The sequence below is a fragment of the Rhizobium sp. IBUN genome (assembly GCF_000510625.1).
GTDB classification, from domain to species: Bacteria; Pseudomonadota; Alphaproteobacteria; order Rhizobiales; family Rhizobiaceae; genus Rhizobium; species Rhizobium altiplani.
In genome coordinates this window covers 1-26,713 of record NZ_AZNV01000013.1, presented here as the reverse complement: position 1 = coordinate 26,713, position 26,713 = coordinate 1, and the positions used below count along the sequence as shown (strand labels likewise).

Annotated in this window: 20 protein-coding genes and 2 pseudogenes; 14 read left to right on the top strand and 8 right to left on the bottom strand. The window is 60.9% G+C overall.

The window, feature by feature from the left end; all coding sequences use genetic code 11:
- Positions 1 to 2 precede the first annotated feature (2 nt).
- From RHIBUN_RS0114040 to RHIBUN_RS0114030, 3 genes are read left to right on the top strand one after another with little or no spacing between them, the layout of a single operon-like run.
- Positions 3 to 1,274: a polysaccharide biosynthesis/export family protein gene (locus RHIBUN_RS0114040; RefSeq protein WP_018117244.1), complete on the top strand. Its 1,272-nt coding sequence runs from the start codon at positions 3 to 5 to the stop codon at positions 1,272 to 1,274.
- A gap of 10 nt (positions 1,275 to 1,284) precedes the next feature.
- Positions 1,285 to 2,550, top strand: coding sequence for an O-antigen ligase (locus RHIBUN_RS0114035; protein ID WP_025660021.1), 1,266 nt, complete (start codon positions 1,285 to 1,287; stop codon positions 2,548 to 2,550).
- Positions 2,551 to 2,598: 48 nt separating this feature from the next.
- The gene (locus tag RHIBUN_RS0114030) at positions 2,599 to 3,606 is read left to right on the top strand and encodes an acyltransferase (protein WP_025660020.1); all 1,008 of its coding nucleotides are present in this window, start codon (positions 2,599 to 2,601) and stop codon (positions 3,604 to 3,606) included.
- Here the strand turns inward: RHIBUN_RS0114030 and RHIBUN_RS0114025 are convergent.
- Together RHIBUN_RS0114025 and RHIBUN_RS0114020 are read right to left on the bottom strand one after the other, a co-directional pair.
- Positions 3,601 to 6,795, bottom strand: a complete 3,195-nt coding sequence (locus RHIBUN_RS0114025) for a multidrug efflux RND transporter permease subunit (RefSeq protein WP_025660019.1) — start codon at positions 6,793 to 6,795, stop codon at positions 3,601 to 3,603. The genes RHIBUN_RS0114030 and RHIBUN_RS0114025 overlap by 6 nt on opposite strands.
- Positions 6,792 to 7,967 carry an efflux RND transporter periplasmic adaptor subunit gene (locus tag RHIBUN_RS0114020; protein ID WP_025660018.1) on the bottom strand — a complete coding sequence of 392 codons (1,176 nt, stop codon included), beginning with the start codon at positions 7,965 to 7,967 and terminating at the stop codon, positions 6,792 to 6,794. Before RHIBUN_RS0114020 ends, RHIBUN_RS0114025 begins: the two co-directional genes overlap by 4 nt.
- 400 nt (positions 7,968 to 8,367) lie before the next feature.
- Between RHIBUN_RS0114020 and RHIBUN_RS0114015 the strand changes: the two genes are divergently transcribed.
- From RHIBUN_RS0114015 to RHIBUN_RS0114005, 3 genes are read left to right on the top strand one after another with little or no spacing between them, the layout of a single operon-like run.
- The gene (locus tag RHIBUN_RS0114015) at positions 8,368 to 8,832 is read left to right on the top strand and encodes a MarR family transcriptional regulator (protein ID WP_025660017.1); all 465 of its coding nucleotides are present in this window, start codon (positions 8,368 to 8,370) and stop codon (positions 8,830 to 8,832) included.
- Positions 8,825 to 10,051: an HlyD family secretion protein gene (locus RHIBUN_RS0114010; RefSeq protein WP_025660016.1), complete on the top strand. Its 1,227-nt coding sequence runs from the start codon at positions 8,825 to 8,827 to the stop codon at positions 10,049 to 10,051. Before RHIBUN_RS0114015 ends, RHIBUN_RS0114010 begins: the two co-directional genes overlap by 8 nt.
- Positions 10,044 to 11,585 carry a DHA2 family efflux MFS transporter permease subunit gene (locus RHIBUN_RS0114005; protein WP_025660015.1) on the top strand — a complete coding sequence of 514 codons (1,542 nt, stop codon included), beginning with the start codon at positions 10,044 to 10,046 and terminating at the stop codon, positions 11,583 to 11,585. Before RHIBUN_RS0114010 ends, RHIBUN_RS0114005 begins: the two co-directional genes overlap by 8 nt.
- A gap of 3 nt (positions 11,586 to 11,588) precedes the next feature.
- Here RHIBUN_RS0114005 and RHIBUN_RS0114000 read toward each other — a convergent pair whose 3' ends face one another.
- The 3 genes from RHIBUN_RS0114000 to RHIBUN_RS0113990 are packed head-to-tail and all read right to left on the bottom strand — an operon-like array spanning position 11,589 to position 13,465.
- Complete coding sequence (locus tag RHIBUN_RS0114000; protein WP_018117252.1) at positions 11,589 to 12,179, bottom strand: DNA-3-methyladenine glycosylase; 591 nt, start codon at positions 12,177 to 12,179, stop codon at positions 11,589 to 11,591.
- Between the two features lie 28 nt (positions 12,180 to 12,207).
- A complete protein-coding gene (locus RHIBUN_RS0113995) occupies positions 12,208 to 12,528 on the bottom strand; it encodes a hypothetical protein (RefSeq protein ID WP_025660014.1) in 321 nt (106 codons plus the stop codon).
- A 46-nt stretch (positions 12,529 to 12,574) separates the two neighbouring features.
- Positions 12,575 to 13,465 carry a LysR family transcriptional regulator gene (locus RHIBUN_RS0113990; protein WP_025660013.1) on the bottom strand — a complete coding sequence of 297 codons (891 nt, stop codon included), beginning with the start codon at positions 13,463 to 13,465 and terminating at the stop codon, positions 12,575 to 12,577.
- Between the two features lie 121 nt (positions 13,466 to 13,586).
- Between RHIBUN_RS0113990 and RHIBUN_RS33445 the strand changes: the two are divergent.
- Positions 13,587 to 14,323: pseudogene (locus tag RHIBUN_RS33445) on the top strand (SDR family oxidoreductase).
- Between the two features lie 35 nt (positions 14,324 to 14,358).
- Positions 14,359 to 14,555 (top strand): annotated as a pseudogene (locus RHIBUN_RS35345) (oxidoreductase); the annotation flags it as partial.
- A gap of 237 nt (positions 14,556 to 14,792) precedes the next feature.
- Here RHIBUN_RS35345 and RHIBUN_RS0113975 read toward each other — a convergent pair.
- A complete protein-coding gene (locus RHIBUN_RS0113975; protein ID WP_018117257.1) occupies positions 14,793 to 15,704 on the bottom strand; it encodes a LysR family transcriptional regulator in 912 nt (303 codons plus the stop codon).
- Positions 15,705 to 15,872: 168 nt separating this feature from the next.
- Between RHIBUN_RS0113975 and RHIBUN_RS0113970 the strand changes: the two genes are divergently transcribed.
- The 6 genes from RHIBUN_RS0113970 to RHIBUN_RS0113945 all read left to right on the top strand — a co-directional run bounded on the left by RHIBUN_RS0113970 (position 15,873) and on the right by RHIBUN_RS0113945 (position 25,232).
- Positions 15,873 to 16,694 (top strand): alpha/beta hydrolase, encoded by an 822-nt coding sequence (locus RHIBUN_RS0113970; RefSeq protein WP_025660012.1) that lies wholly within the window; start codon positions 15,873 to 15,875, stop codon positions 16,692 to 16,694.
- 41 nt (positions 16,695 to 16,735) lie between these two features.
- Positions 16,736 to 17,926, top strand: a complete 1,191-nt coding sequence (locus RHIBUN_RS0113965) for an efflux RND transporter periplasmic adaptor subunit (RefSeq protein ID WP_025660011.1) — start codon at positions 16,736 to 16,738, stop codon at positions 17,924 to 17,926.
- A gap of 122 nt (positions 17,927 to 18,048) precedes the next feature.
- Positions 18,049 to 21,249, top strand: a complete 3,201-nt coding sequence (locus RHIBUN_RS0113960; protein ID WP_025660010.1) for an efflux RND transporter permease subunit — start codon at positions 18,049 to 18,051, stop codon at positions 21,247 to 21,249.
- Between the two features lie 141 nt (positions 21,250 to 21,390).
- Positions 21,391 to 22,374, top strand: a complete 984-nt coding sequence (denD, locus tag RHIBUN_RS0113955) for a D-erythronate dehydrogenase (protein ID WP_025660009.1) — start codon at positions 21,391 to 21,393, stop codon at positions 22,372 to 22,374.
- Entirely contained in the window at positions 22,371 to 23,267 is an 897-nt protein-coding gene (locus tag RHIBUN_RS0113950; protein WP_025660008.1) for an NAD(P)-dependent oxidoreductase, read from the top strand. Before denD ends, RHIBUN_RS0113950 begins: the two co-directional genes overlap by 4 nt.
- A 183-nt stretch (positions 23,268 to 23,450) precedes the next feature.
- Positions 23,451 to 25,232: a GGDEF domain-containing phosphodiesterase gene (locus tag RHIBUN_RS0113945; RefSeq protein WP_025660007.1), complete on the top strand. Its 1,782-nt coding sequence runs from the start codon at positions 23,451 to 23,453 to the stop codon at positions 25,230 to 25,232.
- Positions 25,233 to 25,249: 17 nt separating this feature from the next.
- On the opposite strand, the gene RHIBUN_RS0113940 is transcribed toward RHIBUN_RS0113945, so the two are convergent.
- Positions 25,250 to 26,266, bottom strand: a complete 1,017-nt coding sequence (locus RHIBUN_RS0113940) for an NAD-dependent epimerase/dehydratase family protein (protein WP_018117264.1) — start codon at positions 26,264 to 26,266, stop codon at positions 25,250 to 25,252.
- A 2-nt stretch (positions 26,267 to 26,268) separates the two neighbouring features.
- Positions 26,269 to 26,713, bottom strand: a 445-nt coding sequence (locus RHIBUN_RS0113935) for a UDP binding domain-containing protein (protein ID WP_025660006.1), incomplete at its 5' end; no start/stop codon positions are given.

Genomic DNA, 26,713 nt, shown 5'->3' with positions numbered 1-26,713 from the left:
TCATGGAAAGACGCTTTCTTGACGGCAAGGCCGGACGATTTCGTTCGCCAAGATCCGGTATTGTTGTCGCAGCCGGACTTGCTGCTTTATTGGCGTCCTCATCGCTTGCCAGTGCAGACGACTACCGTCTCGGAATGATGGACAAGCTGAGGATTCGGGTGGCCGAGTGGCAGACCGCGGATGGCAGCATCCGCGACTGGTCGGTTATCAGTGGGGACTATACGGTCGGGCCTTCAGGAAGCATTTCCCTGCCTTTCGTCGGTGACATGCCCGCATCAGGCAAGACGACGGATGCGATCGCCCAGGAGATCGGTTCGGCGCTGCAGAAGCAATTTGCTCTGAAAGACCGACCTTCTGCCTCGGTGGAACTGTCGGAATTCCGGCCGGTCTATCTCTCCGGTGACGTTGAAAAGCCCGGTGAATATCCGTTCGCGCCCAATCTCACGATCGTCAAGGCCGTGAGCCTCGCGGGTGGCCTGCGCCGCGCGGACGCCGGGCAACGCTTCGCCCGCGACTTCATCAACGCCAAGGGTGACGCGGTCGTCTACATGGCCGACCGGGCACGCCTGCTGGTGAAGCAGGCGCGGTTGCGCGCGGAGATCGCGAACCAGGATACGATCGAAATGCCGAAGGAGCTGCAAGACAAGCCGGAGGCGAAGCCCCTGCTTGACAGCGAAACGGCTCTCATGAACACGCGCAAGAAGCGGCTGACGCTGCAGCTTCAGGCTCTTGCTGACCTCAAGCAACTGCTGCAAAGCGAGGTCGAGACCCTCGCCAAAAAGAGCGAAACGCAGACTCGGCAATTGCAGCTTGCGACCGCGGACCGCGACAAGGTCGAGGATCTTGCGGAGAAGGGTCTGGCACTCAGCGCCCGCAAGATGGCCGCCGAGCAGCGCGCTGCCGATACCGAGGCGACGCTTCTCGATATCGACACCAATTCGCTGAAGGCCAAGCAGGATATCAGCAAGGCCGATCAGGACGAGATCACGCTTCGGAACGACTGGGATGCGCAGCTTGCCCAGGAACTTCAGAATGCCGAAGCTCAACTAGACGAACTCCATCTTAAGCTCGAAACCAGCAATTCGCTGATGGCGGAGGCATTGACGCAATCCACCGATGCCGCCCGTTTTGACACCAGCACCGGGGCTGCGAGCATCGCCTACTCGATCGTCCGCGATGTCGACGGCAAGGCGAAGGAGATTCCGGTTCAGGAAAATACGGCACTGCAGCCCGGCGACCTGATCAAGGTCACCGCCGGATTGGCAATGAGATAACGAGGCCGCAATGCGGATCGCAAAATCTGTGCTCATTCAGCCAGGCAGGAATGCGAATTTCGCCATCCCTGCCGTGGCGCTGTCACTTTTTTGCTTCGCCTACTCGATTAAGTTCGGGCAGGTGGCGATCCTGCTTTACTATGCGCTCTGGTTGCCGCTGATTGCCGTGGACTACAAGAAGGTGCTCGGCAGCCATGGTCGCTATCTCTGGATCTATGCCTTCGCAGCACTTGCCTTCCTGTCGGTCTTCTGGTCGGCGGTTCCGAGCATTTCGCTGCGTGCCAGCATCCAGTACCTGACTCAGGTCATCTGTGCCCTGATTGCAGTCCGCGTGGTGGACGTCAGAAGCCTGACGGTGGGCATGATCGCCGGTGTGGGGATCGTTCTCGTCTATTCGCTGCTGTTCGGCTACTACGAGTACGACCCGCTGGACGGCACCTTCAGTTTCGTTGGGGCCTTCGCCTCGAAGAACCAGCTTGGCTTCTATGCGTCGCTTGGGTTGATCGTTTCCTTCGCGGCCGTCTTTATCTTCGGTGAGAGACGCCTCTGGATGGCGGCGTCGGGAATAGTCGGGCTGCTATCGGCCTACTGCCTCATCGCCTGCCAGTCTGCGACGTCCGTTTTGACGACTGCCGTCGTGATTGCCCTCATGATGGGGCTGCGTGTCGTGCTCGCACTGACCCCCGACCACCGCAAGCTGCTGGTCGTCGGCGGTGGCGTCGCCGTCATCATTCTCGCCGTTGCTGGCGTCTATCTCGGCGCGGTCGATGCCGTTCTCGGCATCTTCGGCAAGGATTCCACGCTGACCGGGCGTACCTATCTCTGGCAGCAGGGGATCGAGGCGGCAAAGCAGAATCCGGTCTTCGGCATCGGCTACCAGGCCTATTGGGTTCAGGGCTTCTCGGAGCCGGAGCGCCTGTGGGAAGAGTTCTTCATCGGATCGCGGAGCGGCTTCCACTTCCACAACACCTACATCGAAACGGCCGTCGAGCTGGGCCTCGCGGGCGTGGTCGTTCTTGCAGGAATGCTGTTGCGAATTTTGTGGGGGCACTTGCGCCGCGTCATCGAGGATTTCAGGAACGACGAATCCTATCTGCTGTTCTCGATAGCCGTGCTGCTGACGATCCGCTCCTTCGTCGAGATCGATATTCTGACACCGTACAACGTCGGGACGTTTCTTTTCTATTTCGCCGCCGGAAAGCTGGCGACAGCGCGCCGCCAGCCAGCGGTGAGCTCATGGCAACACCACGCGTCGCCTGAGCCTGTCACTCAATAACGTCATTGCATTTTCGACCGGGCTTGGACCGGTTCTCCGAGGAAACGGATGAAGACACTTTACGGCATCCAATATCTGCGCGCCTTCGCGGCACTTGCCGTCGTGGTCTTCCACGCGGCCGAAAGAACCGGTGAGCATTTCGCCATTGGTGCCGCCGGCGTCGATGTTTTCTTCGTCATCAGCGGTTTCATCATGTGGGTCATCAGCGACCGCCGCCCAATGACGCCACAGGGGTTCCTGCTTGATCGCATTCGCCGCATTGCGCCTTCCTACTGGCTGGTCACGAGCGTGATGATCGCCGGCGCCCTCGTCGGTCTGTTTCCAAACCTGAAGCTGACCGGCGCCCATATCTTGTCCTCGCTTTTCTTCATTCCTGCCCACTCGCCGAGCACTGGCGAGATCTGGCCGGTCCTCGTCCAAGGCTGGACGCTGAATTTCGAGATGTTCTTCTACATACTGTTTGCCGGCGCGCTCTTCCTGCCGCGTCGCTGGAGACTGGTCTATCTGACGGCCATTTTCGGGAGCTTCTTCCTGATCGGCCTGGTGTTCAAGCCTGCATCGCCCGTGCTGAACACCTATACCCGGTCGATCATCCTCGAATTCCTCGGGGGAGTGCTGCTCGCCGAATTGTGGATCCGGCGCTGGATTGCAGGCACCAGTCTCGGCCTTGCATTCGTTGGCGCATCACTCGTCGGCTTCGCCATGATCTTTCTGATCGGAGCCGATTTCAATGAAACGATCTGTGGGCCGCTGGCCATCGCTTTGGTCTACGGCATGGTGTCGCTCGAGGCGGACGGCAGCATTGGCCGCGTACCGCTTCTCACCTATCTCGGCGATGCATCCTATTCGATATACCTCTGGCACACGCTGGCAATCTCCGTGATCGTCAAGGCTGCCGGCGCGGCCGGGCTGTCGGCAACGCCGACGATCGTAATTGCCGTCATTGGCGGCACGATCCTCGGAACGGCAGCCTACGAGTTTGTCGAGAAGCCGCTCCGGAAGATCTTTTCGTCAGACCTGTTCAAACCGAGCGCGGTCGAGCGGCGCCCTTCATGAAGAAGTCTCAGTGGCAGCCTCCTCGGAGGGCGGGGCGGGCTCGGCCTGCGCAACAGGCTTTCGCCGGCGCCCGCGCAACACGACGTAAAAGACGGGCGTCAGGAACAGGCCGAAAATCGTTACGCCGAGCATCCCTGAGAAAACGGCCGTTCCGAGCGATTGGCGCATTTCGGCGCCGGGGCCGGTGGCGATCATTAGCGGCACGACACCGAAGATGAACGCGAAGGCCGTCATCAGAATCGGCCGCAGCCGCAGGTGACTGGCCTCGATGGCGGCCTCGGTTGCCGACTTGCCTTCGTCCTGTGCCTGTCTCGCGAATTCCACGATCAGGATGGCGTTCTTGGCCGCCAGCCCGATCAGAACGATCAAGCCGATCTGCGTCAGGATGTTGTTGTCCATTCCGCGCAGATGGACCCCAAGCAAGGCTCCCAGGATCGCAAGGGGGACGATGAGGATGATGGCTAGCGGCAGAACCCAGCTTTCATATTGCGCCGACAGGGCCAGGAACACGAAGACCACCGACAGGGCGAAGATGTAGATTGCGGTATTGCCGGTGTTCCTCTCCTGGAAGGCGATTTCCGTCCACTCGAAGGTCGTTCCTGCCGGCAGGATCTGCTTGGCGAGGCCTTCCATCTTGTCGAGTGCGGTGCCCGTCGAAACGCCAGGGGCGGCATTACCCTGCACGGGGACGGACACATACATATTGTAATGCTGGACGAGGGATGGGCCGCTGGTATCACGGATGTCGACCAGCGTGCCAAGCGGGACGAGTGCACCCGTCGCAGATCTTACCTTGAGGGCGAGGATGTCGTCACGCTCGACGCGATACTGCTGGTCGGCTTGCGCGCGCACTTGGTAGACACGCCCGAAGGCATTGAAATCGTTGACATAGGATGTGCCGAGATTGATCGACAGCGTGTCGAATATGTTGGTGATCGGCACGTTCAGCGTGCGCGCCTTGTCGCGGTCGATTTCGAGGAAATATTGTGGACTGTTGGCGGAAAACGTCGTGAAGACACCCGTCAGACCCTCGGTCTGGTTCGCCATGCCCATCAGCTGATAGGCAACGCCGAGGACGCGGCGCATATCGGAGCTCTCGCGATCCATCAGCTGGATCTTGAAGCCGCCGGCATTGCCGATGCCCGAGATCGGCGGCGGCGGAATGGCGATGATGAAGGCTTCCTGGATCGCCTGCAGGCTCCCATAGAGCTGGCCGATGATCTTCGTGGCCGTCTCGCCATGCTCCAAACGGTTTTCGAAGGTGTCGAAGGCGGCAAAGACCACGCCGGCGTTGGAAGCGTTGGTAAACGTTGCGCCGCTGAAGCCCGAGAAGGCAACAGCATTCTTGACGCCAGGCGTGTTGCGGATGATCTCCGAAGCGCGCTCGACGACCGCGTCGGTGCGTGAAAGCGCTGCACCGTCAGGGAGTTGCACGACGACGATGGCGTACCCCTGGTCCATGACCGGGACGAAGCCGCCGGGAACGATCCTGCTCATATAATATGTGGCGCCGAGCAGGCCGATAAAGATCAGCAGTGCGACGCAGAGTGCTGCGACTGTCTGCACCGTATGACGGACGATCCATGAATAGCCGGCACTGAGCCTGTCGAACCCATTGTTGAATCCATTCGCAAGCGCGCTTCCGAAACGCGCGATCGGATTGCGCCGCTTCTCGTGCTCCTCGTGTGGCTTGAGCACCAGTGCGGCGAGCGCTGGCGAGAGGGTCAGGGAATTCAATGCCGAGATCGCGGTTGCGACCGCGATCGTCACGGCGAACTGACGATAAAACTGGCCTGATATGCCGGGGATAAAGGCCGTTGGGACAAACACGGCAATCAGCACGAGAGAGATGGCGACGACTGCCGTTCCGACCTCGTTCATCGTCACATGCGCCGCCTCTCGCGGCGTCATTCCCTTTGCCAGGTTGCGCTCGACATTTTCGACCACGACGATGGCGTCGTCGACGACGATGCCGATCGCCAGTACGAGGCCAAACAGCGTCAACATGTTGAGCGAAAACCCGAAGGCAAGCAGAAACGCGAAGGTGCCGATCAGCGAGACCGGGATGGCAACGATGGGGATGATTGCCGTTCGCCACGACTGTAGGAAGATGAGAACCACGATGGCGACGAGGAGGGCGGCTTCAGCGATCGTCTTGTAGACCTCGTTGATCGACTCCGCGATGAATTCGGTCGGGTTGTAGACGATGTCGTAGCTAAGGCCCTGCGGGAAATCCTGGGCGACTGTGTCCATCGTCTTCTTGATTTCGGCCGCGGCTGCAAGCGCGTTGGTGCCGGGACGCGCGAAAATGCCGAGCGCGACCGCCGGCTTGCCGTTCAGATAGCTATTGGTGACATAGTCCTTGGCGCCGAGTTCGATGCGGGCGATATCCTGCAACTGGACGAGACGCCCCTCGGAGGTCGCTTTGACGATGACGTATCGGAACTGTCGGGCATCCGAAAAACGTCCTTGCGTCGTCACCGTATATTGGAAGGCGTTGGTGCCGGCGGCCGGCGGCCCGCCGATCGAGCCGCCGGAGACCTGCACGTTTTGTTCGCGCAGCGCGTCGACGACATCGCTGGCGGTCATGCCATAAGCCGACAGTTTCTGCGGGTCGAGCCAGATGCGCAGCGAATACTCGCGTTCACCGAACAGGATGACGTCGCCAACGCCGTCAAGACGAACCAGCGTGTCGCGGATACGGGTGCGTGCGTAGTTGGAGACATAAAGCTGGTCGTATCGGGAATTCGGCGACAGCAGATGCACCACCATCATCAGGTCGGGCGAGCTTTTTGCCGTCGTGATGCCAATGCGCCGCACTTCTTCGGGAAGGCGTGGCTCGGCGATGGCAACGCGATTCTGGACAAGCACTTGCGCCTTGTCGAGGTCCGTGCCGAGCTTGAAAGTCACGGTCAGCGCCATGGAGCCATCGGCCGTCGAGTAGGAAGACATGTAGAGCATGTCCTCGACGCCGTTGACCTCTTGCTCGATCGGCGTCGCCACGGTGTTGGCGATCGTCTCGGCGTCAGCGCCGGGATAGGAGGTGCGGATGACGATGGTCGGCGGTGCAATCTCCGGGTATTGCGCCACGGGCAACTGGAAATAGGCAATGCCGCCGACAATCAGCAGCACAATAGAGAGCACCGACGCGAAGATCGGGCGGTCGACGAAGAAGTGTGCAAATCTCATCGGCTGAGCTCCAGGCCGGCGGCTTCTGGCGCAATCTCCTCGCGGCTTTGCGGTAGCTCGACGACCTGCGGCGTGACCTTGGAGCCGGGGCGGGCTCGCAGCAGGCCATTGATGACGATCGTCTCGTTGCCGTCCATGCCCTCGCGGATGACGCGATAGCCGTAGAGGCGCGGGCCCGGGCGGACGGGCTTTGCAGTGACCGTCCCATCCTCTCCAACGACATAGACGACGCGCTGGTTCTGGTCGGACCCGATTGCTTCGTCGGGGACAAGGATCGCCTTGTAAACATTTGATGCCTCGACAGAAACGCGACCGAACAGCCCCGGCTGGAGCACGTAGTTCGGATTGTCGAAGCGCGCGCGTATGCGCTTCGTGCCGGTCTCGCTGTCGATCCTGTTTTCAGCGAAGTCCAGCTTGCCCTTGAATGGCTTCTCGGTCGAATCCGTGATCCTGACCTCGACCTCCACGCCGCCACCGCCTTGCTGCAGATCGACCCCGCGGTCGCGGGCAGTCTGCGCGAAGTTGAGAAGGCGGCGTTCATCGACGTCGAAATAGAAGTCGATGGGATCCACCGAGACAATGGTCGTCAGAATCGATTGGTCAGCCTGAACAAGGTTGCCGACGGAGATCAGCCGGCGGTCGATGCGGCCGCTGATCGGCGCTGTGATCTTAGTATATTCGAGGTCGAGTGCCGCGCGATCGGCCGTTGCTTGCGCTCCACGGACGTTTGCCTGTGCCGAAACCCATTCGCGCCGGCGGTCGTCAAGGATCGATATCGACTGGCTACCACTCGTCGCAAGGCTCTCGGCCCGCTTGAATTGCGCTTCGGCATAGACGAGCGTCGACTTGGCCACCTCCAGTGCCGCATTCGCCTCGTTCAGGGCAGTGACGAATGGCCTCTGGTCGATGACGAAGAGCAGGTCACCCTGCTTGACGAGCGCGCCGTCGGTGAAGTGAACCTCCTGAAGGTAGCCGCCAATGCGCGAGCGCACCGATACCTGATCGACCGGCTCGAAGCGTCCAATGAACTCATCGTTGTCGACGACATCGCGCACGACAGGTTTGGCGACAGAGACGGGAGGGGGAGAGCCTGGCTGCTGCGCCACCGCCGAAGCGAACGGCAGGAAAGTCAGGGTGCCAATAGTCAGCAGTCGTCGAAGGGAGGAAGGCATGGCGGTTTCCTTATCCGGACGGCCGCAAACGCTGCCGTCGCTTATGCTGATGTGATGCGATTCATGTCTTGATGTCTCTGAACAAAGGCTCTGCCCTCATTCACCTATGCCATTGTAAATTCACGATCACGGCGTTCGGCCGCGTTCCGGCCCTACCATCGAGAAAAATGGGTCGGCCGCCGGTAACCCTCTGGATTTCTACTTTAAACGGCTGCCGCTCGAAATTGCAAATGCCACACGGTTGCAATTTGCGAAAGCCCTCAGAAATCTCTGCGCGTATTCTCATGCGGCATTTTGGCCGCAGATGCGGAATCTGGAGAAGCGCCTATTGTGCTATGCACACGCTTAATATATCTGAGCGTATTATAAGTGTGCTTATGAATTATCGGCACTGGTTCCCATGAACAGCAATCCTACCCTCGGCTTCCTATTGCACGACGTCGCACGGTTGCTTCGCAAGCGGTTTGAGCAGCGTGCGCGCTGCCTTGGGCTGACGCGGTCGCAGTGGCAGACCATAGCTTATCTGCGCAGCAATGAGGGGATCCACCGGAGCGGATTAGCCGAGATCCTGGAAATCGAGCCAATCACGCTTGTCCGCATTCTCGACAAACTCGCCGATCGCGGTCTCATCGAGCGCCGGCAGCATCCGACCGATCGCCGTATCTGGCTTCTCTATGTGCGCGAGGAAGCCCATCCGCTTCTGGCCGAGATGCGCGAGCTTGGTGATCTGACACGCGGCGAGGCATTCGCCGGCATCCCTTCCGAGCAGCGCGATCAGCTGTTCGACATTCTAACCGAAATGAAGACGAACCTGGTGCAGGCCTGCCGATCCCCGGTAGCCGAGAATGAGACAAAACATGGCTGAGAAGTCCTCCCTGCGCGTCGTTACAGACGCAAATGCCAAGAACCCAGTTGAAGAAAACGATGTTTCTCCTCGTGAGGAAACGGTAGCCGAGGCGCCTTCATCCAATTCAGCGCCCGCTACTGCTGTGGCTGCGCCTGGCGGCACTCAGGTCCGCCGCCGGCGCAGTCTCACGCGCCCCGTTCTGTTCACGCTGCTGCCCGTCGCGCTCGTCGTTGGCGGCTACTACTACGTCAATGGCGGACAGATCATGTCGACCGACAATGCCTATGTCCAGGCTGACATGGTGGGGCTGACGACAGACGTTTCCGGTATCGTCGACCAGATTAACGTGCATGAGAACGAAGCCGTGAAGAAGGGCCAGGTGCTCTTCAGCCTGCGGCAGGATTCCTTCAAGATTGCTCTCGACGGTGCGGAGGCGCAGCTCGGCGCCGTCCGAAACCAGATCCTCAATCTGAAGGCCAGCTATCAGCAGTCGCTTGCCGAGATCACGCAGGCCGAAGCTGATATTCCGTACTATCAGACCGAGTTCGACCGTCAGCAGAACCTGCTGAACAGCTCGGCCGCGACGCGCACTGCTTATGATCAGGCCAAGCACAATCTCGATGCGGGCCATCAGAAGGTCGCCGTCGCAAAGGCCGAAGCGGCAGCAACATTGGCCCAGCTCGGCGGCAATGCCGATCAGCCGGTTGAGCAGAACCCGCTCTATCTCGAAGCCAAGGCGAAGGTGGACGACGCACAGCGCGAACTCGACCACAGCGTCGTCAAGGCGCCGTTCGATGGTATCGTGACGAACGTCAACTCGCTGCAGCCGGGCTCCTACCTGCAGGCGTCCACGCAGGCCTTCTCGCTGGTTTCGGACAATAACCTCTGGATTTCCGCGAGCCCGAAGGAAACGGAACTGACCTATGTGAAGCCGGGCCAGCCGGTGACGATCTATGTCGACACCTATCCGGGCGTGGAGTGGAAGGGCAAGGTCGAGAGCATCAGCCCGGCCTCCGGCTCCAGCTTCTCGCTGCTGCCGGCGCAGAACACGACGGGCAACTGGGTCAAGGTCGTGCAGCGCATTCCGATGCGCGTCAGCATCGATCACGCGGCAGGCAAGCCGCCGCTTCGCGTCGGCATGAGCACCGTCGTCGATGTCGATACGGGCCGCGCCCGTGGCCTTCCGGATTTCGTTTCCAAGCTTTTGGGCCGCTCTGGCGGCAAGGACCATGAGTAACGCTGCATCATCACCGGCCACCCTGGTTGCCAACAGGGGCGCGATCACGGCTTGCGTCATCCTGGCAGTGATCATGCAGGCGCTGGACACGACGATCGCCAACGTCGCGCTGCCCTATATCCAGGGCAGCGTCTCGGCGAGCGCCGACCAGATCAACTGGGTCCTGACCTCCTACATCGTGGCGGCCGCGATCATGACGCCGCCATCAGGCTTTCTGGCCGCCAAGTTCGGTCGCAAGCGGGTGCTTTTGGCGGCAATCGCCGGCTTCGTCGCGGCTTCCGTTCTTTGCGGCCTTGCGCAATCGCTGAACCAGATTGTTGCCTTCCGCCTGTTGCAGGGCCTGTTCGGCGCGTCTCTGGTTCCCCTCTCTCAGGGCATCCTCCTCGACATCTACACTGCCGAGGAGCGAGGCTCGGCCATGGCCTTATTTGGCGTCTCGGTCATGGTCGGGCCGGTCCTGGGACCCGTCATCGGCGGCTGGCTGACCGATAATATCAGCTGGCGTTGGGTGTTCTACATCAACGTGCCGATCGGCGCGCTGGCGTTTGCCGGCATCGTGATCTACGTCACGGAGACGAAGCTCGATGCGCTGGCGAAGCTCGACTTGTTCGGGTTCGGGATGATGAGTCTCGGCATCGCGTCGCTGCAGCTCTTTCTCGATCGCGGCGAACAGCTGAACTGGTTCGCATCCGGCGAGATCATGATCGAGGCGATCGTCTGTGCCGCTGCCTTCTATCTGTTGATCGTGCATACGCTGACGGCCGAAAAGTCGTTCGTGAATCCGAAGCTGTTCCTCGATCGGAACTTCTCGGTGAGCATGCTCTTCATCTTCGTTATCGGCATCACCTACCTCGCCTCGCTGGCGCTGATGACGCCCTATCTGCAGACGCTGATGGGATATCCCGTCATCACCGCGGGCATCGTCATGGGGCCGCGTGGGCTCGGCACGATGCTTTGCATGTTTATCGTCGGCAAGCTGATCGGGAAAGTTGACTCGCGGCTGCTCTTGGTGACCGGACTCGGGCTGACGGCCTGGGCGATGTATGACATGACCGGTTGGACGCCCGATGTCTCGCAGTGGACGATCGTGTCCGTCGGCTTCATTCAGGGCGCCGGGCTCGGCTTCCTGTTCGTGCCGCTGACGACGATCGCCTTTTCGACGCTGCCCGCCCACATGCGCGGCGACGGCACCGGCCTCTACAACCTGTCGCGCAACATCGGCTCGAGCGTCGGCATTTCGATCGTTTCGGCGCTTCTCGTCGAGAACGCCCAGGTGAACCACGAGAGCATCGCTGCCTATGTGACGCCGTTCAACCGGGCCTTCGAGGCGACGGCGGCACAGGGGCTGAATCCGCTGACTGCGGCCGGTCGTGCGGCTCTCAACGAAGTGATCACCCTGCAGTCGACGATCATCGCCTATATAGACGACTTCAAGCTGCTGATGCTCATGTCGCTGGCGGTCATTCCGCTCGCGCTGCTGCTGCGCAAGCCGAAAGTGGCACCTGCCATGGATCACAGCGCCGTCATGGAATGAGCCTCAGCGGAACGGTTTGCTGAGATAGCGAGATCCTGAGATGCCGAAGCGCCATGGCGCTTCGGCATTTTTCGTTATGCCGATCCGCTGGCCGGCGACAATTTCGACGGGAGCCGAAGGAGCGATCGAGAAGGGCGACCGGTCGAGCAACCTGTCGTTCAGGGAGAGATCGACGCCGAGCGCTTGGCAGAGCTTGCCGGGGCCGCTGCAGAGCTGCGTCAGCGCATGGTTGCTGCGGCGTTCGATCATCGTCGCGATGCCGGCTTCCGGCTCGATTGCGCGGATCAGCACGGCCGAGCCGGGGGTGCACACGAAATTCAGGCACCAGTGTATCCCGTAGATGCGATAAATGTAGACATTGCCAGGTCGACCGAACATGGCGCGGTTGCGCGGCGTGGGGCCGCGGAAGGCGTGCGAGGCTTCGTCGTCAGGGAAGTAGGCTTCAGTCTCGGTTATGCGGCCGCCGACATCGCCGACGCGCAGATGGGAGCCCAGCAGATCCCGGGCGACGGCAATCGCATCGCGCTCGAAAAAGCGCGTGAGATCAGGGCCGGCGAGGGGAGTGGCGCCGATCGCACCGACGCCATGTGTCATCTGTTTCAGGCTTCCGGTCCATGAGGCACTAATGACCGACCTTTGGGTCATGAGCAGAAATGGAGGATCCGGTCACCGAGACGGGATCGCTTGCCGGAAAGGTATCCTCGAGGCCTTCTTCCAGTTCTTCTTCGAGAAGCGCGGCATCCTTGCCGCGTGTGCCATCGGCTTGCGAACTCTGCAGTGTTGTTGCGAGCAATGCCCTCGCGCGGGTAATCGCATTATCGCTCGTTAGCCCGGGAGAGGCGGCGGCATAGAGCGTGACCGATATGTTGTTGCCGGACTGATCCGTGAAGATGACGACAAAACAGCCGTCCTTCGGATGCACGGTGACGTCTGTGATGGTCATGAAAATTCTCCAGCTCTGACAGTCACTGTAAGTGAAACGCTTTTCGCTAGGATTGTCGAGCAAAGACCTTCACCAGCCAGTCGATGAAAACGCGAACGCGGGGCGAGAGCTGCCGGTTGCGCGGATAGAGCAGGGAGACCGGTGTTTCGGTCAGCGGGAAATCCGGCAGGACTTGAATGAGCGTGCCGGCCGCGAGATCCGCTTCGGCGTGATAACGTGGCACCTGTATCAAGCCGATGCCGAGCCTGGCAGCCGACATGAAGCTCTCGGCGGCGTTCACCGTCACCGTCGCGGGTAGGGTGACATTACGGATGCTGCCGCCGACGATGAATTCCAGTGGTAGCACGCCGCCCGTCGCCGTCGAGCGGAAACCGACCATGCGGTGGCCATCGAGCCTGTCCGGATGTTCGGGGAGGCCATGTTTCTCGACATAGGCGGGAGCTGCAAGGGTAACTTCCTCCAACATGGCGACGCGTCTTGCTACCATGTCGCTGTCCTGGGGCGTGCCGACGCGTAACACGCAATCGATGCCCTCGCGAACGAGGTCGACCAGCCGGTCGCCTTCGCTCATGTAGAACTCGATATCAGGATAAGTTTCGAGGAAATGCGGAAGGCTCGGCAGCACAAAATGCCGGGCAAGCGTGCCATGCACATCCACACGCAGCATGCCTTTCGGCATGGCGTCGGCAAAGGCGCCTTCCGCGTCTTCGATGTCGGCGAGGATCGAAAGACAGCGTTGGTAATAGGCTTCGCCGTCCAGCGTCGGGCTGACATGGCGCGTGGTTCGCTGCAGCAGCCGCACGCCGAGGCGTGCTTCGAGTTGTTTGACGGCATCCGTCACCGTGGAGCGCGGCAGGCCGGTGTCCTCTGCGGCAAGTGTGAAGCTCCGGCGCTCCACGACGCGGGAGAAGACCCGCATAGCATCGAATCTGTCCATCTTATTTGTTCGCGTTATTCGGATAGTGATGCCAGATAATCATTGATTATCCGCAAACTGAAAAGCGGCATCTTCTCCCCATCAGAAACGTGCTGAGCACAACGAAAGAAGGAGAGAGGCAATGGGCAATGAGAACAAGGTTGCGCTGGTTACTGGTGCATCGAGAGGCATCGGCGCCGCAATCGCGGAGCGTCTGGCCAGAGACGGTTTACCGTCATCGTCAACTACTCAGGAAACGTCGCACTCGCCGAGGAGCTTGTGCAGAAGATCGAGCGCGACGGCGGCAAGGCTCTGACGGCGCAGGCCGACGTCAGCAATGCCGAGGCTGTCAGCCGGATGTTCGATGCGGCAGAAGCAGCCTTCGGCGGCATCGATGTGCTCGTCAACAATGCCGGTATCATGCAGCTTTCGTCGATTGCCGATGCTGACGATGCCCATTTCGATCGCCATGTCAGCGTGAACCTGAAGGGCACGTTCAATACATTGCGCGAAGCCGCAAAGCGCCTCCGCAACGGTGGTCGCATCATCAATCTGTCAACGAGTATCATCGGCCTGAAGCTGGAAACTTACGGCGTCTACGCCGCGACCAAGGCCGCCGTCGAAGCCCTGACGGCGATCATGTCGAAGGAAATGCGCGGCCGTAACATCACCGTCAACGCCGTGGCTCCCGGGCCGACAGCAACCGACCTTTTCCTTGATGGGAAATCGGAGGAACTGATCGCCCGCATGGCCAAGATGAACCCGCTGGAGCGCCTGGGCACGCCCGAAGATATCGCCGCCTCCGTCTCGTTCCTTGCAGGTCCCGACGGCGCCTGGATCAACGGCCAGGTGTTGCGTGCCAACGGTGGCATCATCTGACCTCCGGCTCCCCGCGGCGGGTTTGGCCCGCCGCCGCCGATGCCGATGCGGGCACGGNTGCGATGGCAATGCCAAGGCTATCCTCATGCCGTTCGGCACGCGTCCGTTCCGCACGCATATCGATCCGTCAGAGGACGGTGCCGAGATCGTCGTTGGCGTCGCTGATCGGGTTGGCGCCGAAATGTTCCGGCGGATCGGCTTGGAGGATCTTCTCAAACCGGCCGTTCACTAAACCGTGATACCGGCCATTGTTCCGGTTTTGCGAACCTGCTGTGCATAAATCAGTACTTAACAAACGGCAAAAAGCAGGCTTATATTTTGCGTAAAGGCGACTGGGAAGACCTCCAACTCGGGCGCCACCTCAGATACCGGCCGAGCCATTTCCCTGGTGACGCGGCAGGGTCTGAAAGGAATTCGATGATCGACTGTTGCGGCCCGTCGAAGGGACACCTTCCGGGCCGCAATTGCGTCAGGCATCATTCAGCTTGGCATCCGAGAGCAATTTCACCAGCCAGTCGACGAAGACACGGACCTTGTTGCTGAGGTGGCGGTTCGGCGGATAGACGATATAGAGCGGCAGCGGTTCGCGGCTCCATTCCGGCAAGATCTCCACCAGGTCGCCCTTGGCCAGCGCATCGCGGATCATGAAGCGCGGCAGTTGGGCAATACCGAGCCCGTTCAGCGCCGCATTGACGAAGGTTCGGCTGTCATTGACCGACAGCAGGTAGCGCGGATTGATCTCCAGTTCCTCATTGTCCTTGCGGAATTCGAAGGGAAGTGTCCGGTTCGTCTGAGCGCGGAAGTAACTCACTGAATAATGGTCGTTTTCCAGCTCCTCGGGGCGAGTCGGAATGCCGAATTTCTCGATGTAGAGCGGTGCCGCGCAGGTGAGCATTTCGACCTCCGAGACACGTCTTGCGATCAGCGACTGGTCGGCCGGCGTGCCGGCGCGAAGCGCGCAGTCGACGTTCTCCGCGAGGTAGTCGACGGTGCGGTCGCCCACACCCAGGTCTACCCTGATGTCCGGATACTTCTGGTAAAAATCGCAAAGCGCCGGGACGACAATCCAGTCGGCGAAAGCGCCGGCCATTTCGACGCGCAAGCGGCCGGTCGGCAGGCCTTGCGAGTTCGAAAGGCTGCCGTCGAGTTCCTCGAGCTCGGAGACGATCTGCGCCGCCCGCTCGTAGTAGAGCGCGCCGTCGGTCGTCACCATGACGCGTCGTGTGGTGCGGTTGAGAAGCTTGGTATGCAGATGTGCTTCAAGCCCCTGAATGAGATTGGTCACCGTCGCCTTGGGCATGGCGAGCGTGTCGGCGGCCCGTGTGAAATTGCCCGTCTCTACGACGCGGATGAAGGCGCGCATTGCCGAGAGCTGGTCCATCGGAAAATCACCTAAGCAGATTGCACTGCGGTATTGTTCGAAATTCGGAACAGTGTAATCGCTCTATGGCTTCTTATTCCGACAATGGAATAACAATATCTTTTCTTCACAAATTGCAAGCCATCTCGGCTCGCAATACGTTATGTGGGTCAAACGCGAGCCGGAGCTATGGCGGTGCAAGTGAAAGACATAGTGTTGGAGAAGGTGGCCACCGGGCCCGTTTCCGCGCGCGTCTATCAGGGTGCCGAGTTCGGCAAGGGTTCACCCATCGTACTGTTTTTCCACGGCGGCGCATTTCTGCAGTCGGGCGTCAAGGACAGCGTGGTTGCCGAAAGCCTGGCGAAGGCTGGCGCGATTGTCGCTGTACCTGACTATAATGCGCCGCTTGGCAACGTCTTTCCTAAGCCGCTCGAAGTGGGTTACTCGATCTTTTCCTATCTCGCCAACAAGCGTGCGTCCGGTATTGGCGACCGCAATTCGCTGCTGATCGTGGCTGGCGAAGAGGCGGGCGGCAATATTGCTGCCGGCGTCGCCTTCAAGGCGCGCGACCATTATGCGGATGCGCTCAATGGCCAGGTTCTGATTTCGCCGCTGCTTGATCCTTTCATGGGCACGTCGTCGATCCGCAAGGCGGATGGCATAGGCATGCGTCAGCGCTGGGCCGAGGGCTGGAGCCATTATCTCAGCGGCGGCGGCTGTCATCCCTATGCCGCGCCGTGTCTGTGTTCCCGCATTTCGGGGGTCGCGCCGGCACTCGTTCTGACGGCGGAGGATGATCCGCTTCGCGACGAGACGCTCGGTTATGCCGATCGCCTCAAACAGGCTGGTGTGCCAGTTCGCCGGAATGTCCTTCCCGCCGGGGCAGGCTGGCCGATGCTTTATGGCGGGAAATGCGAACAGGCACCGAATTGGCAACAGACGATCACGGACCAATTCGAAAGCTTCGTTCGGGATATTAGCAGCCAATCTATTGCATTGAAGACGAACTGATTGAATTCGGCCACTGAGAGACGGCCGTAAGGAGAGTACCAATGACGTCCAGTAAGAAGCGCTGGGCCCTTGTGGGCGCCGGCTTGGGACTTGTTGCGTCCGTTTCGGCCGCAGCCATGTTTTTCGAACTGCCGATGAGCACGACTGCCACGGCGGCTTCCGCACCTGCGCAGGCTCCCGCTGTGCCGGTGACGGTGGCCGTCGTCGCCAGCCGCGACGTCACGACATGGCAGGAGTTCTCGGGACGGCTTGAAGCCGTCGACCGCGTGCAGGTCCGTTCACGTGTGGCCGGCGCTGTCCAGTCCGTGCACTTCCGCGAAGGCGCGCTGGTAAAGGCCGGCGATCTGCTCTTCACCATCGATCCGGAGCCCTACCAGGCGGCGGTTTCGCAGGCTGAAGGACAGACTGCCTCTGCCGAGGCCAAGGTCAATCTTGCTCAGATCGAGCTGGAGCGTGGCCGCAGGCTCTCCGACAACAAGACGATTTCGCAGAGCGATTTCGACCAACGGCAGAATGCCTTCACCGAGGCTCAGGCCGGTCTTCGCACCGCTCAGGCTGCTCTTCGTTCCGCACAGCTTGAGCTCGGCTACACCGAGGTCCGCGCACCGGTCGCCGGCCGCGTCGGCAAGATCGAGATTACCGTCGGTAATCTTGTTGCCGAAGGCAGTTCATCTCCCGCCCTGACGACGCTGGTGTCGGTCGATCCGATCTACGCAAGCTTCAACGCCAGCGAGGAGATGGTCACCAAGGCGCTTTCCGAGTTGCCGGCTGGCGATGGCGCCGTTCCCGCTGTCGAGCAGATCCCGGTCGAGGTTGGTACGCTCGCCGATCAGGGCACGCCGATCAAGGGCAAGCTGCAGCTGATCGACAACCAGGTCGACGCGGCCAGCGGTACGATCGGCGTTCGCGCCGTCTTCGACAATCCCGGCGGCAAGCTGATCCCAGGCCAGTTCGTTCGCGTCCGCATGGGCGAGCCGAAAGCCGAAAACAAGATCCTGGTCAGCGACCGTGCAATCGGCACCGACCAGGACAAGAAGTTCGTGTTCGTCGTCGATGCCGAAAACAAGGTCAGCTATCGGCCGGTGCAGCTCGGCCCGTCTGCGGATGGCCAGCGCATCGTCGAAAGCGGTCTTGTTGTCGGCGACAAGATCGTCGTCAACGGCCTGCAGCGTATCCGTCCCGGCGCAGTGGTTGCGCCGCAGGCGGAAGAGAAAGTGGCGACGGCTCAGTAAGCCGAAGCATGCGGAGCGTCTCGGCGCTCCGCGTTAATTCCGAAACGACCTGACCCACCGGCGGTCTCCCAACCGCCGGAGAGGGTCGTTGCATCCGATTTCATCCCGGAGAGGGCTTTGAAATGAATTTCTCCAGATTCTTTGTCGACCGTCCGGTGTTTGCCGGAGTCCTGTCGGTCCTCATCGTGGTCGCCGGTCTGCTTGGCCTGCGTGCACTGCCGATTTCCGAATATCCGGAAGTCGTTCCGCCATCGATCGTCGTGCGCGCCACCTATCCGGGCGCCAACCCTGAGGTCATCGCCCAGACGGTCGCCACTCCGCTCGAAGAGCAGATCAACGGCGTCGAGGGCATGCTCTACATGTCGAGCCAGGCGACATCGGACGGCGTCATGACGCTGACGGTCACCTTCAAGCTCGGCACCGACCCCGACAAGGCACAGCAGCTGGTTCAGAACCGCGTGTCGCAGGCCGAGCCGCGCCTGCCGGAAGAGGTGAAGACCATCGGCATCACGACGGTCAAGAGCTCTCCCGATCTGATGATGGTCGTCAACCTGATCTCGCCTGACAACCGCTACGACATCACCTATCTGCGCAACTACGGCGTCCTCAACATCAAGGACCGGCTGGCGCGCATCGACGGCGTCGGCCAGGTGCAGGTGTTTGGTTCCGGCGACTATTCCATGCGCGTCTGGATCGACCCGCAGAAGGCGGCCGAGCACGGCCTTGCCGCCAGCGACGTCACCAATGCGATCCGTGGCCAGAACGTCCAGGCCGCAGCCGGCACCATCGGCGCGTCGCCGAGCCTGTCGGGTGTAGACCTGCAGCTCAACGTCAATGCGCAGGGCCGTCTGCAGACGCCTGAGCAGTTCGGCAACATCATCGTCAAGACCGGCACGAACGGCGAGATCACCCGCCTGCGCGACGTCGCCCGCATCGAGCTCGGTGCGGCCGATTACTCGCTGCGCTCGATCCTCGATGGCAAGCCGGCAGTCGCCATCCCGGTCTTCCAGTCTCCGGGGTCCAATGCCATCACCATCTCGGACGAAGTCCAGAAGACGATGGAAGAGCTGAAGACCGCCATGCCTGACGGTGTCAGCTACGAGATCGTCTATGACACGACGAAGTTCGTCCGTTCATCGATCGAGAAGGTCGTCGACACGCTGCTCGAAGCCATCGCGCTCGTCGTCATCGTCGTCATTCTGTTCCTGCAGACATGGCGCGCCTCGATCATTCCGCTGATTGCCGTTCCGGTCTCGATCATCGGCACCTTCGCGGTGATGTATGTCTTCGGCTTCTCGATCAACGCGCTCAGCCTGTTCGGCCTTGTACTGGCGATCGGTATCGTGGTGGACGACGCGATCGTCGTTGTCGAAAACGTCGAACGAAACATCGAGAACGGTCTCAGCCCGCGGGCTGCCACCTACAAGGCGATGAAGGAAGTCTCGGGCCCGATCATCGCGATCGCGCTGGTGCTCGTCGCGGTCTTCGTGCCGCTCGCCTTCATCACCGGTCTGTCCGGACAGTTCTATCGCCAGTTCGCGCTGACGATCGCGATCTCGACTGTCATTTCGGCCTTCAACTCGCTGACGTTGTCTCCGGCCCTGGCCTCGCTCTTGCTGCAGGATCACCACGCCAAGCGTGACTGGCTGACGCGCGCCATGGATGCGGCCTTCGGCTGGTTCTTCCGTGGCTTCAACAGGGCGTTCGGTGCCGCCTCGCGGGGTTATGGCAAGGGCGTCGGCGGTCTCGTGTCGCGCAAGAGCATCGTCATGCTGGTGTATCTGGTGCTGGCCGGCGCCACCTACGGCCTCTTCAATGCGGTGCCGGGCGGTTTCGTGCCGGCGCAGGACAAGCAGTATCTGATCGGCTTTGCCCAGCTGCCGGATGCCGCGAGCCTCGACCGCACCGAAGACGTCATCAAGCGGATGAGCGACATCGCCATGGCAGAGCCTGGCGTTGCGCATGCGATCGCCTTCCCGGGCCTGTCGATCAACGGCTTCACCAATTCCTCGAACGCTGGCATCGTCTTCGTGACGCTGAAGGACTTCGAGGAACGCAAGTCGCCGGCGCTTTCGGGCGGCGCGATCGCCATGTCCCTGAACCAGAAGTTCGGGGCGATCCAGGATGCCTTCATCGCGATGTTCCCGCCGCCGCCGGTCAATGGTCTCGGCACGACGGGCGGCTTCAAGATGCAGCTCGAAGACCGCGCCGGTCTCGGCTATCAGGTGCTCGACGAAGCCAACAAGGCGATAATCGCCAAGGCCTACCAGACGCCTGAGCTGACGGGCATTTTCTCCGCCTATCAGATCAATGTTCCGCAGCTCTATGCCGATCTCGACCGTGAGAAGGCGGAACAGCTTGGCGTCCCGGTAACCGACGTGTTCGAGACGCTGCAGATCTATCTCGGTTCGCTCTATGTCAACGACTTCAACGCCTTCGGCCGTACCTACAGCGTGCGCGTCCAGGCCGATGCCAAGTTCCGGGCGCAGCCCGAGGATATTGGCAAGCTGAAGGTTCGTTCGGCATCGGGCCAGATGATCCCGCTGTCTGCGCTCCTGAAGGTGAACGCGACAACCGGGCCGGAGCGGACCAACCGTTATAACGGTTTCCTCTCCGCCGATATCAACGGCGGTCCTGCTCCGGGCTTCTCCTCCGGCCAGGCTCAGGCAGCGATCGAAAAGATCGCCGACGAGACCTTGCCGAAGGGCATCAGCTTCGAATGGACGGATCTGACCTATCAGCAGATCCTGGCGGGCAACTCCGGCGTGATCGTCTTCCCGCTGGCGCTGCTGCTCGTGTTCCTGGTGCTCGCTGCCCAGTATGAGAGCCTGGCGCTGCCGATCGCGATCATCATGATCGTGCCGATGGGCGTGCTGGCGGCGTTGACGGGCGTCTGGCTGACCGGTGGAGACAACAACATCTTCACGCAGATCGGTCTGGTCGTCCTTGTCGGCCTCTCGGCGAAGAACGCGATCCTGATCGTGGAATTCGCCCGCGAGCTGGAATTCGAAGGGCGGACTCCGGTCCAGGCTGCCATCGAGGCAAGCCGCCTGCGTCTGCGCCCGATCCTGATGACCTCGATGGCCTTCATCATGGGTGTCGTGCCGCTCGTCGTCTCGACCGGTGCCGGTGCCGAGATGCGCGCCGCCATGGGTGTGGCGGTGTTCTCAGGCATGATCGGCGTCACCTTCTTCGGCATCTTCATGACGCCCGTCTTCTACGTGCTGGTCCGCAAGCTCTCGGGCAATCGCCCGCTGATCCAGCACAAGGAGCACGAGCACGACGCGGAGGAAGCCGAAATCATCCGGCTCGCTGCCGAATAACCCCCACTCAGCGGCGAGACGTGGAAAGGCGGAGCATTGCTCCGCCTTTCCTGTTTTCATGAGCCGGCCAGACGGTTATGTCTCGAAGGGCATGCACGGGCGAGGGGAGTCGCACGCTGCAAGCTTTGATGGAGGCGGCCAATGCATATCGCGATTATCGGCGCAGCGGGAATGATCGGGCGCAAGTTGACCGCGCGGCTCGTTGCGGACGGGCGGCTGGCGGGTCAGGCCATCAATCGTCTATCGCTTGTCGACGTCATCACGCCGGCTGCCCCTGAAGGCTTTACAAGGCGTGTGGAGACGAGCGCGGTCGACGTTTCCGCTCCAGGGCAGGCCGCACGGATTGTCGCCTCGCGCCCGGATGTCGTGTTTCATCTGGCCGCGATCGTATCCGGCGAGGCTGAGCTGGATTTCGAAAAAGGCTACGGCATCAATCTCGAAGGCACGCGCGCGCTTCTTGAGGCGATCCGCGCCGCTCATCTGCAAGACGGGTACCGGCCTTGTGTCGTCTTCACCTCGTCCATTGCGGTCTTTGGAGCGCCTTTCCCCGAGGTCATTCCTGATGATTTCAATCTCACGCCCCTGACAAGCTACGGCACGCAAAAGGCGATGGGTGAATTGCTGTTGGCGGATTACACGCGCCGCGGCTTCATCGACGGCATCGGAATCCGGTTGCCGACGATCTGCATCCGTCCCGGCAAGCCGAACAAGGCTGCTTCCGGCTTCTTCTCCGGCATCGTTCGTGAGCCGTTGGCCGGGCAGGAGGCGACCCTGCCGGTGCCGGAAACTGTCCGCCATTGGCACGCGTCGCCGCGTTCGGCCGTCGGGTTTCTGGTCCATGCCGCCAGCATCGACCTGCAGCCGCTCGGCGCGCGCCGCAGCCTGACGATGCCCGGTGTCAGCGCTACCGTCGGAGAGCAGATCGAGGCGTTGCGCAAGATCGCAGGGGAGAAGGTCGTCAGCCTGATCCGACGCGAACCCGACGAGCTGGTCATGAAGATCGTATCGGGTTGGCCACAGGCATTCGAGGCCGAGCGCGCGAAGGAGCTGGGTTTTGTCGCCGATGCTTCGTTCGAGGACATTATTCGAGTGCACATCGAGGATGAATTGGGAGGACAGCTATGACTATCGGCAAATCACGCAGCATTGCGTTTCTGGGAACCGGGCTGATGGGCGCGCCGATGGCTCGCATGCTGTTGCAGTCCGGCTTTGCCGTCACGGTCTGGAACCGCAATCGCGAGAAGGCGGAAGGCCTCGTTCCGGATGGCGCGGTCCTGGCGGATACGCCCGCTGCCGCCGTCAAAGGGGCATCGGTCGTGTTCACCATGCTGACCGACGGAAAGGCAGTGGAGGACGTGCTGTTCACGCAAGGTGCTGCGGAGGCGCTTGATGCCGGCGCGGTGGTCATCGATTCCAGTTCCATTACCCCTGACGCGGCCCGGCAGCATGCGTTAAAGCTCGCCGGGCGTGGCATCCGCCATCTCGATGCGCCGGTCTCCGGCGGTGTGTTGGGGGCGGCTGCTGGTACACTTGCGATCATGGCAGGCGGCGATGGCGCTTTGGTCGAAGAACTGGCCGACGTCTTTGCACCACTTGGCCGCGTGACGCATGTTGGACCAAGCGGTTGCGGTCAGCTCGCGAAGCTCGGGAACCAGCAGATCGTCGCCATCACGATCGGCGCCGTTGCCGAAGCGATGCTGCTCTTCGAGGCGGGGGGCGGTTCACGCGAGGCGTTCCGCCGGGCGATCCGGGGAGGCTTCGCCGAAAGCCGCATTCTCGACGTTCACGGCCAGCGGATGGTCAATCGCGATTTTGGGACCGCCGGCCCTTCGAAATTGCAGCTCAAGGACCTAAACAATATCGTCGCAACGGCGGAAGGTCTCGCTTTGGCGCTGCCTCTGACGGAGGCGGTCCGTGCCGAGTTCGCCGAGTTTGTCGAACATGGTGGCGGTGAGACCGATCACAGTGGCCTGCTGCTGCAGCTTGAAGAAAAGAACCGCCGTTCGTCGAAAGGCTGAATTGCCTAGACACTCGAGTCTCTGAGAAGATCGATGACGCATTCGGCTTGCAATTGTTGATGGATTTTTAGTGCATCCTAATTAATCTCTCGCCAAAAGGTTGGTTCTGCACCCATAATGGGCTTCCTCCTTGGAGGCCTGACACCATACTGTTACTCGAAGCTGCATGAGGCTTGAACGGCGTTGGCATCGAGCAGTCCCACACGGTCCGAACGAGAGTTTCAGGACATCCTGCGGCGCCTTGAGCTTGCACTCGACGCGTCACAGATCGGTGTTTGGGAGCACAACCTCGATCGGCATGAAATCTCCTGGGACGTTCAGATGCACCGGATCTACCAGACCGGAAGAGGCAGCGGGCCGGTGGCCGCTGCAATCTGGTCGGATGCGATTCACCCCGACGACCGCGAGCGTGCCGAACTGGAGTTCGAGGACGCCATTGCCAGACGCGGGCAGTATAATTCGGAGTTTCGGATCGTCTGGCCGAACGGCGAGATACGGCACATCCGCTCGCGGGCTCATTTCTATGTCAGCGAGGAAGGGTCACCCTCTTTCATCGGCGCGGAGTGGGACGTCACTTCGGACGTGCTTCTTGCCAACGAAGCGGCGCGTCAGCGCGCCGTCGCGGAGGCACGGGCCCTCGCTTTGGAGGAGAGCAGTGCCCACATCGAGTATGCTGCGGAACACGATTATTTGACGGGCCTTCCCAACCGCCGGCTTTTCGACAAGCGCCTGGCGGAACTGGCCGAGGATGCCTCAGTCTCGACGCTCGCAGTCCTGCATCTCGACCTTGACGAGTTCAAGCAGATCAACGACAGCCATGGCCATGCGGCGGGCGACACCGTATTGCGTGCCGCAGCTTTGCGGATCGAGGCCGCCATTCCGAAAGCTACGATGGTGGCACGCATCGGTGGCGACGAATTCGTTATCCTGCTCGTCAATTTCGGAGGGCTGACGGAACTGAACCGCATGGCGCGTGAGGTGCAGCGGCGCTTGAAGAAGAAGGTCCGTTTCGGCCACGAAATGCTGCAAAGTGGAGCGTCGATTGGCATTTCCTGGTCGGCAGATCGCTCCGGCTCCAATCTGCTCGCCGAGTCCGATATCGCGGTCTATCAGGCAAAGACATCGGGCCGCGATCGTATCGAGTTCTTCTCGCAGCAGCTCAAGGACGATCTGATGGGCAAGCGGCGTCTTGCCGAAGAGCTGAAGCTTGCACTGGAGCAGGGTGATATCATTCCATTCTACCAATTGCAGCTCGATGCCCACACCCGCGACATCGTTGGCATCGAGGCCCTGGCGCGCTGGCATCACAGCGAGCGCGGCACCCTCTCGCCTGGCATATTCCTGAAGATCGCCGATGAGTTCGGCTTGTCTTCGGAGATCGATGCTTCGATCCTGCGACGCGTGCTCGCCGACCGTGTGACATGGGAGCAGCACGGCACAACCCTGCCACGGGTCTCGGTCAACATTTCGGGGCAGCGCCTTTACGATCCGCAGTTGATTGATGATCTGGAGACACTCGAGATACCGCGTGGCGCCCTGGTTTTCGAATTGGTCGAGACGATCTTTCTGGACGACTGCGACGACGAGCTTCTGCAGACGGTTGACCGCATCAAGCAGATGGGTATCGAAATCGAGATCGATGATTTCGGCTCGGGCCACGCGTCGCTGATCGGTCTCGTGCGGTTGCGCCCGGCTCGGCTGAAAATCGATCGGCAACTGGTAAGCGAGGTGGATACCTCCTCCGAGCAGCGCCGTGTCGTCAAATCGATTGTCGAGATTGGCAAGGCCCTCGGCGTCGATGTGATCGCAGAGGGCGTCGAGACGGAAAACCATGCCGTGGCGCTTGCCAAGCTCGGCTGTCATACGCTGCAAGGTTTTGCGCTCGGCCATCCGCTGCCGGCATCAGAGATCGATGATATTTTCGCTTCGAAGAAGGCGACGCAGGCGGCCCACCTCCGACGCTAGCCTAACGGTGGGGCCTCCTAAGGCTCGAGTTCGCCGCGTGCTTCCAGATACCAGTCGACGAAAGCCTTCACACCGACATCCAGTGTCGTCTCCGGCTTGTAGCCTGTCAAAGCCGCCAGCAGATCGGGGCTCGCGAAGGTGCGTGGCACATCGCCCTTCTGCATCGGCAGCATCTTGCGCTTTGCCGGCTGGCCGAGGGCCTTTTCGACCGTCTCGACGAAGGTCATCAGGTTCTCCGGCTGGCCGCCGCCGATATTGACGACGCGGAATGGCGCCTGATGCGAGAGCGTCTCTACCCGTTCGTCGGCTACGCGGTTGGCCTCCGACGGGGCGACGGACGACAGGCGGACGATCGCCTCCACGAGGTCATCGATATAGGTGAAGTCGCGGCTCATCCGGCCTTCGCCGTAGATCTCGATCGGTTGATCCTCCAGCATGTTCTTGACGAACTTGAAGAGGGCCATGTCGGGACGGCCCCAGGGGCCGTAGACGGTGAAGAAACGGAAGGCGGTTGTCGGGATCTTGTGGAGATGCGCGTAGCTGTGCGCCATCAGTTCCATTGACTTCTTCGTCGCCGCATAAAAGGTCAGCGGCTCGTCGGCCCGGTCTGTCTCACGGAAGGGAATGGACGGATTGGCGCCGTAGATCGACGATGTCGAGGCCAGCATGAGATGGTTGACGCCAACATCCTTGGCGATATCGAGGATGTTCCAGGAGCCTTCGAGGTTCGACGTGAGATAGGCTTTCGGGTTTTCCAGGCTGTAGCGGACGCCGGCCTGTGCTGCGAGATGCACCATCACATCAGGCGCCGCGCTGGCCACGGCCTCTTCCAGGGCTTTGCGATCTTCGAGCATCGCTGTCACCGGGCGGAAGGCCGGAAACTGCGCCAGCGCCGCATTGCGCATGTGCTTGAGCTTGATGTTGTAGTAGTGCGTCATGCCGTCGAAGCCGACGACTTCGTGGCCATCCTGCAGCAAGCGGCGGGCAAGATGAAAGCCGATGAAGCCAGCAGTGCCGGTGATGAAATAGCGCATCTCTACTTCTTCTCGTTCTTCTTTCCGATGGCGAAATAGCTGAAGCCATGCTTGGTGACTTCGGCGACGGGATAGATGTTGCGCAGGTCAACGATGGTCGGGGTCTTCACCAGCGACTTCATCCGCTTGAGATCAAGCGCTCGGAACTCGTCCCATTCCGTGACGATGACGATGGCATCCGCGCCTTCTGCAATCTCGTACGGGTCGCGGCCGTAGGTGATGGGGCCGATAACCTCCTTCGCCATTTCCATGCCTTCTGGATCATAGGCNTGAACGTTGGCGCCGCCATCCAGCAAGGCCTGGATGATGGTGATCGATGGCGCGTCGCGCATGTCGTCGGTGTTCGGCTTGAAGGTCAGGCCGAGGACTGCAATCTTCTTGCCGCGGACATTGCCGTCGCAGGCGGCGATGACCTTGCGGCCCATGGCGCGCTTGCGGTTGTCGTTG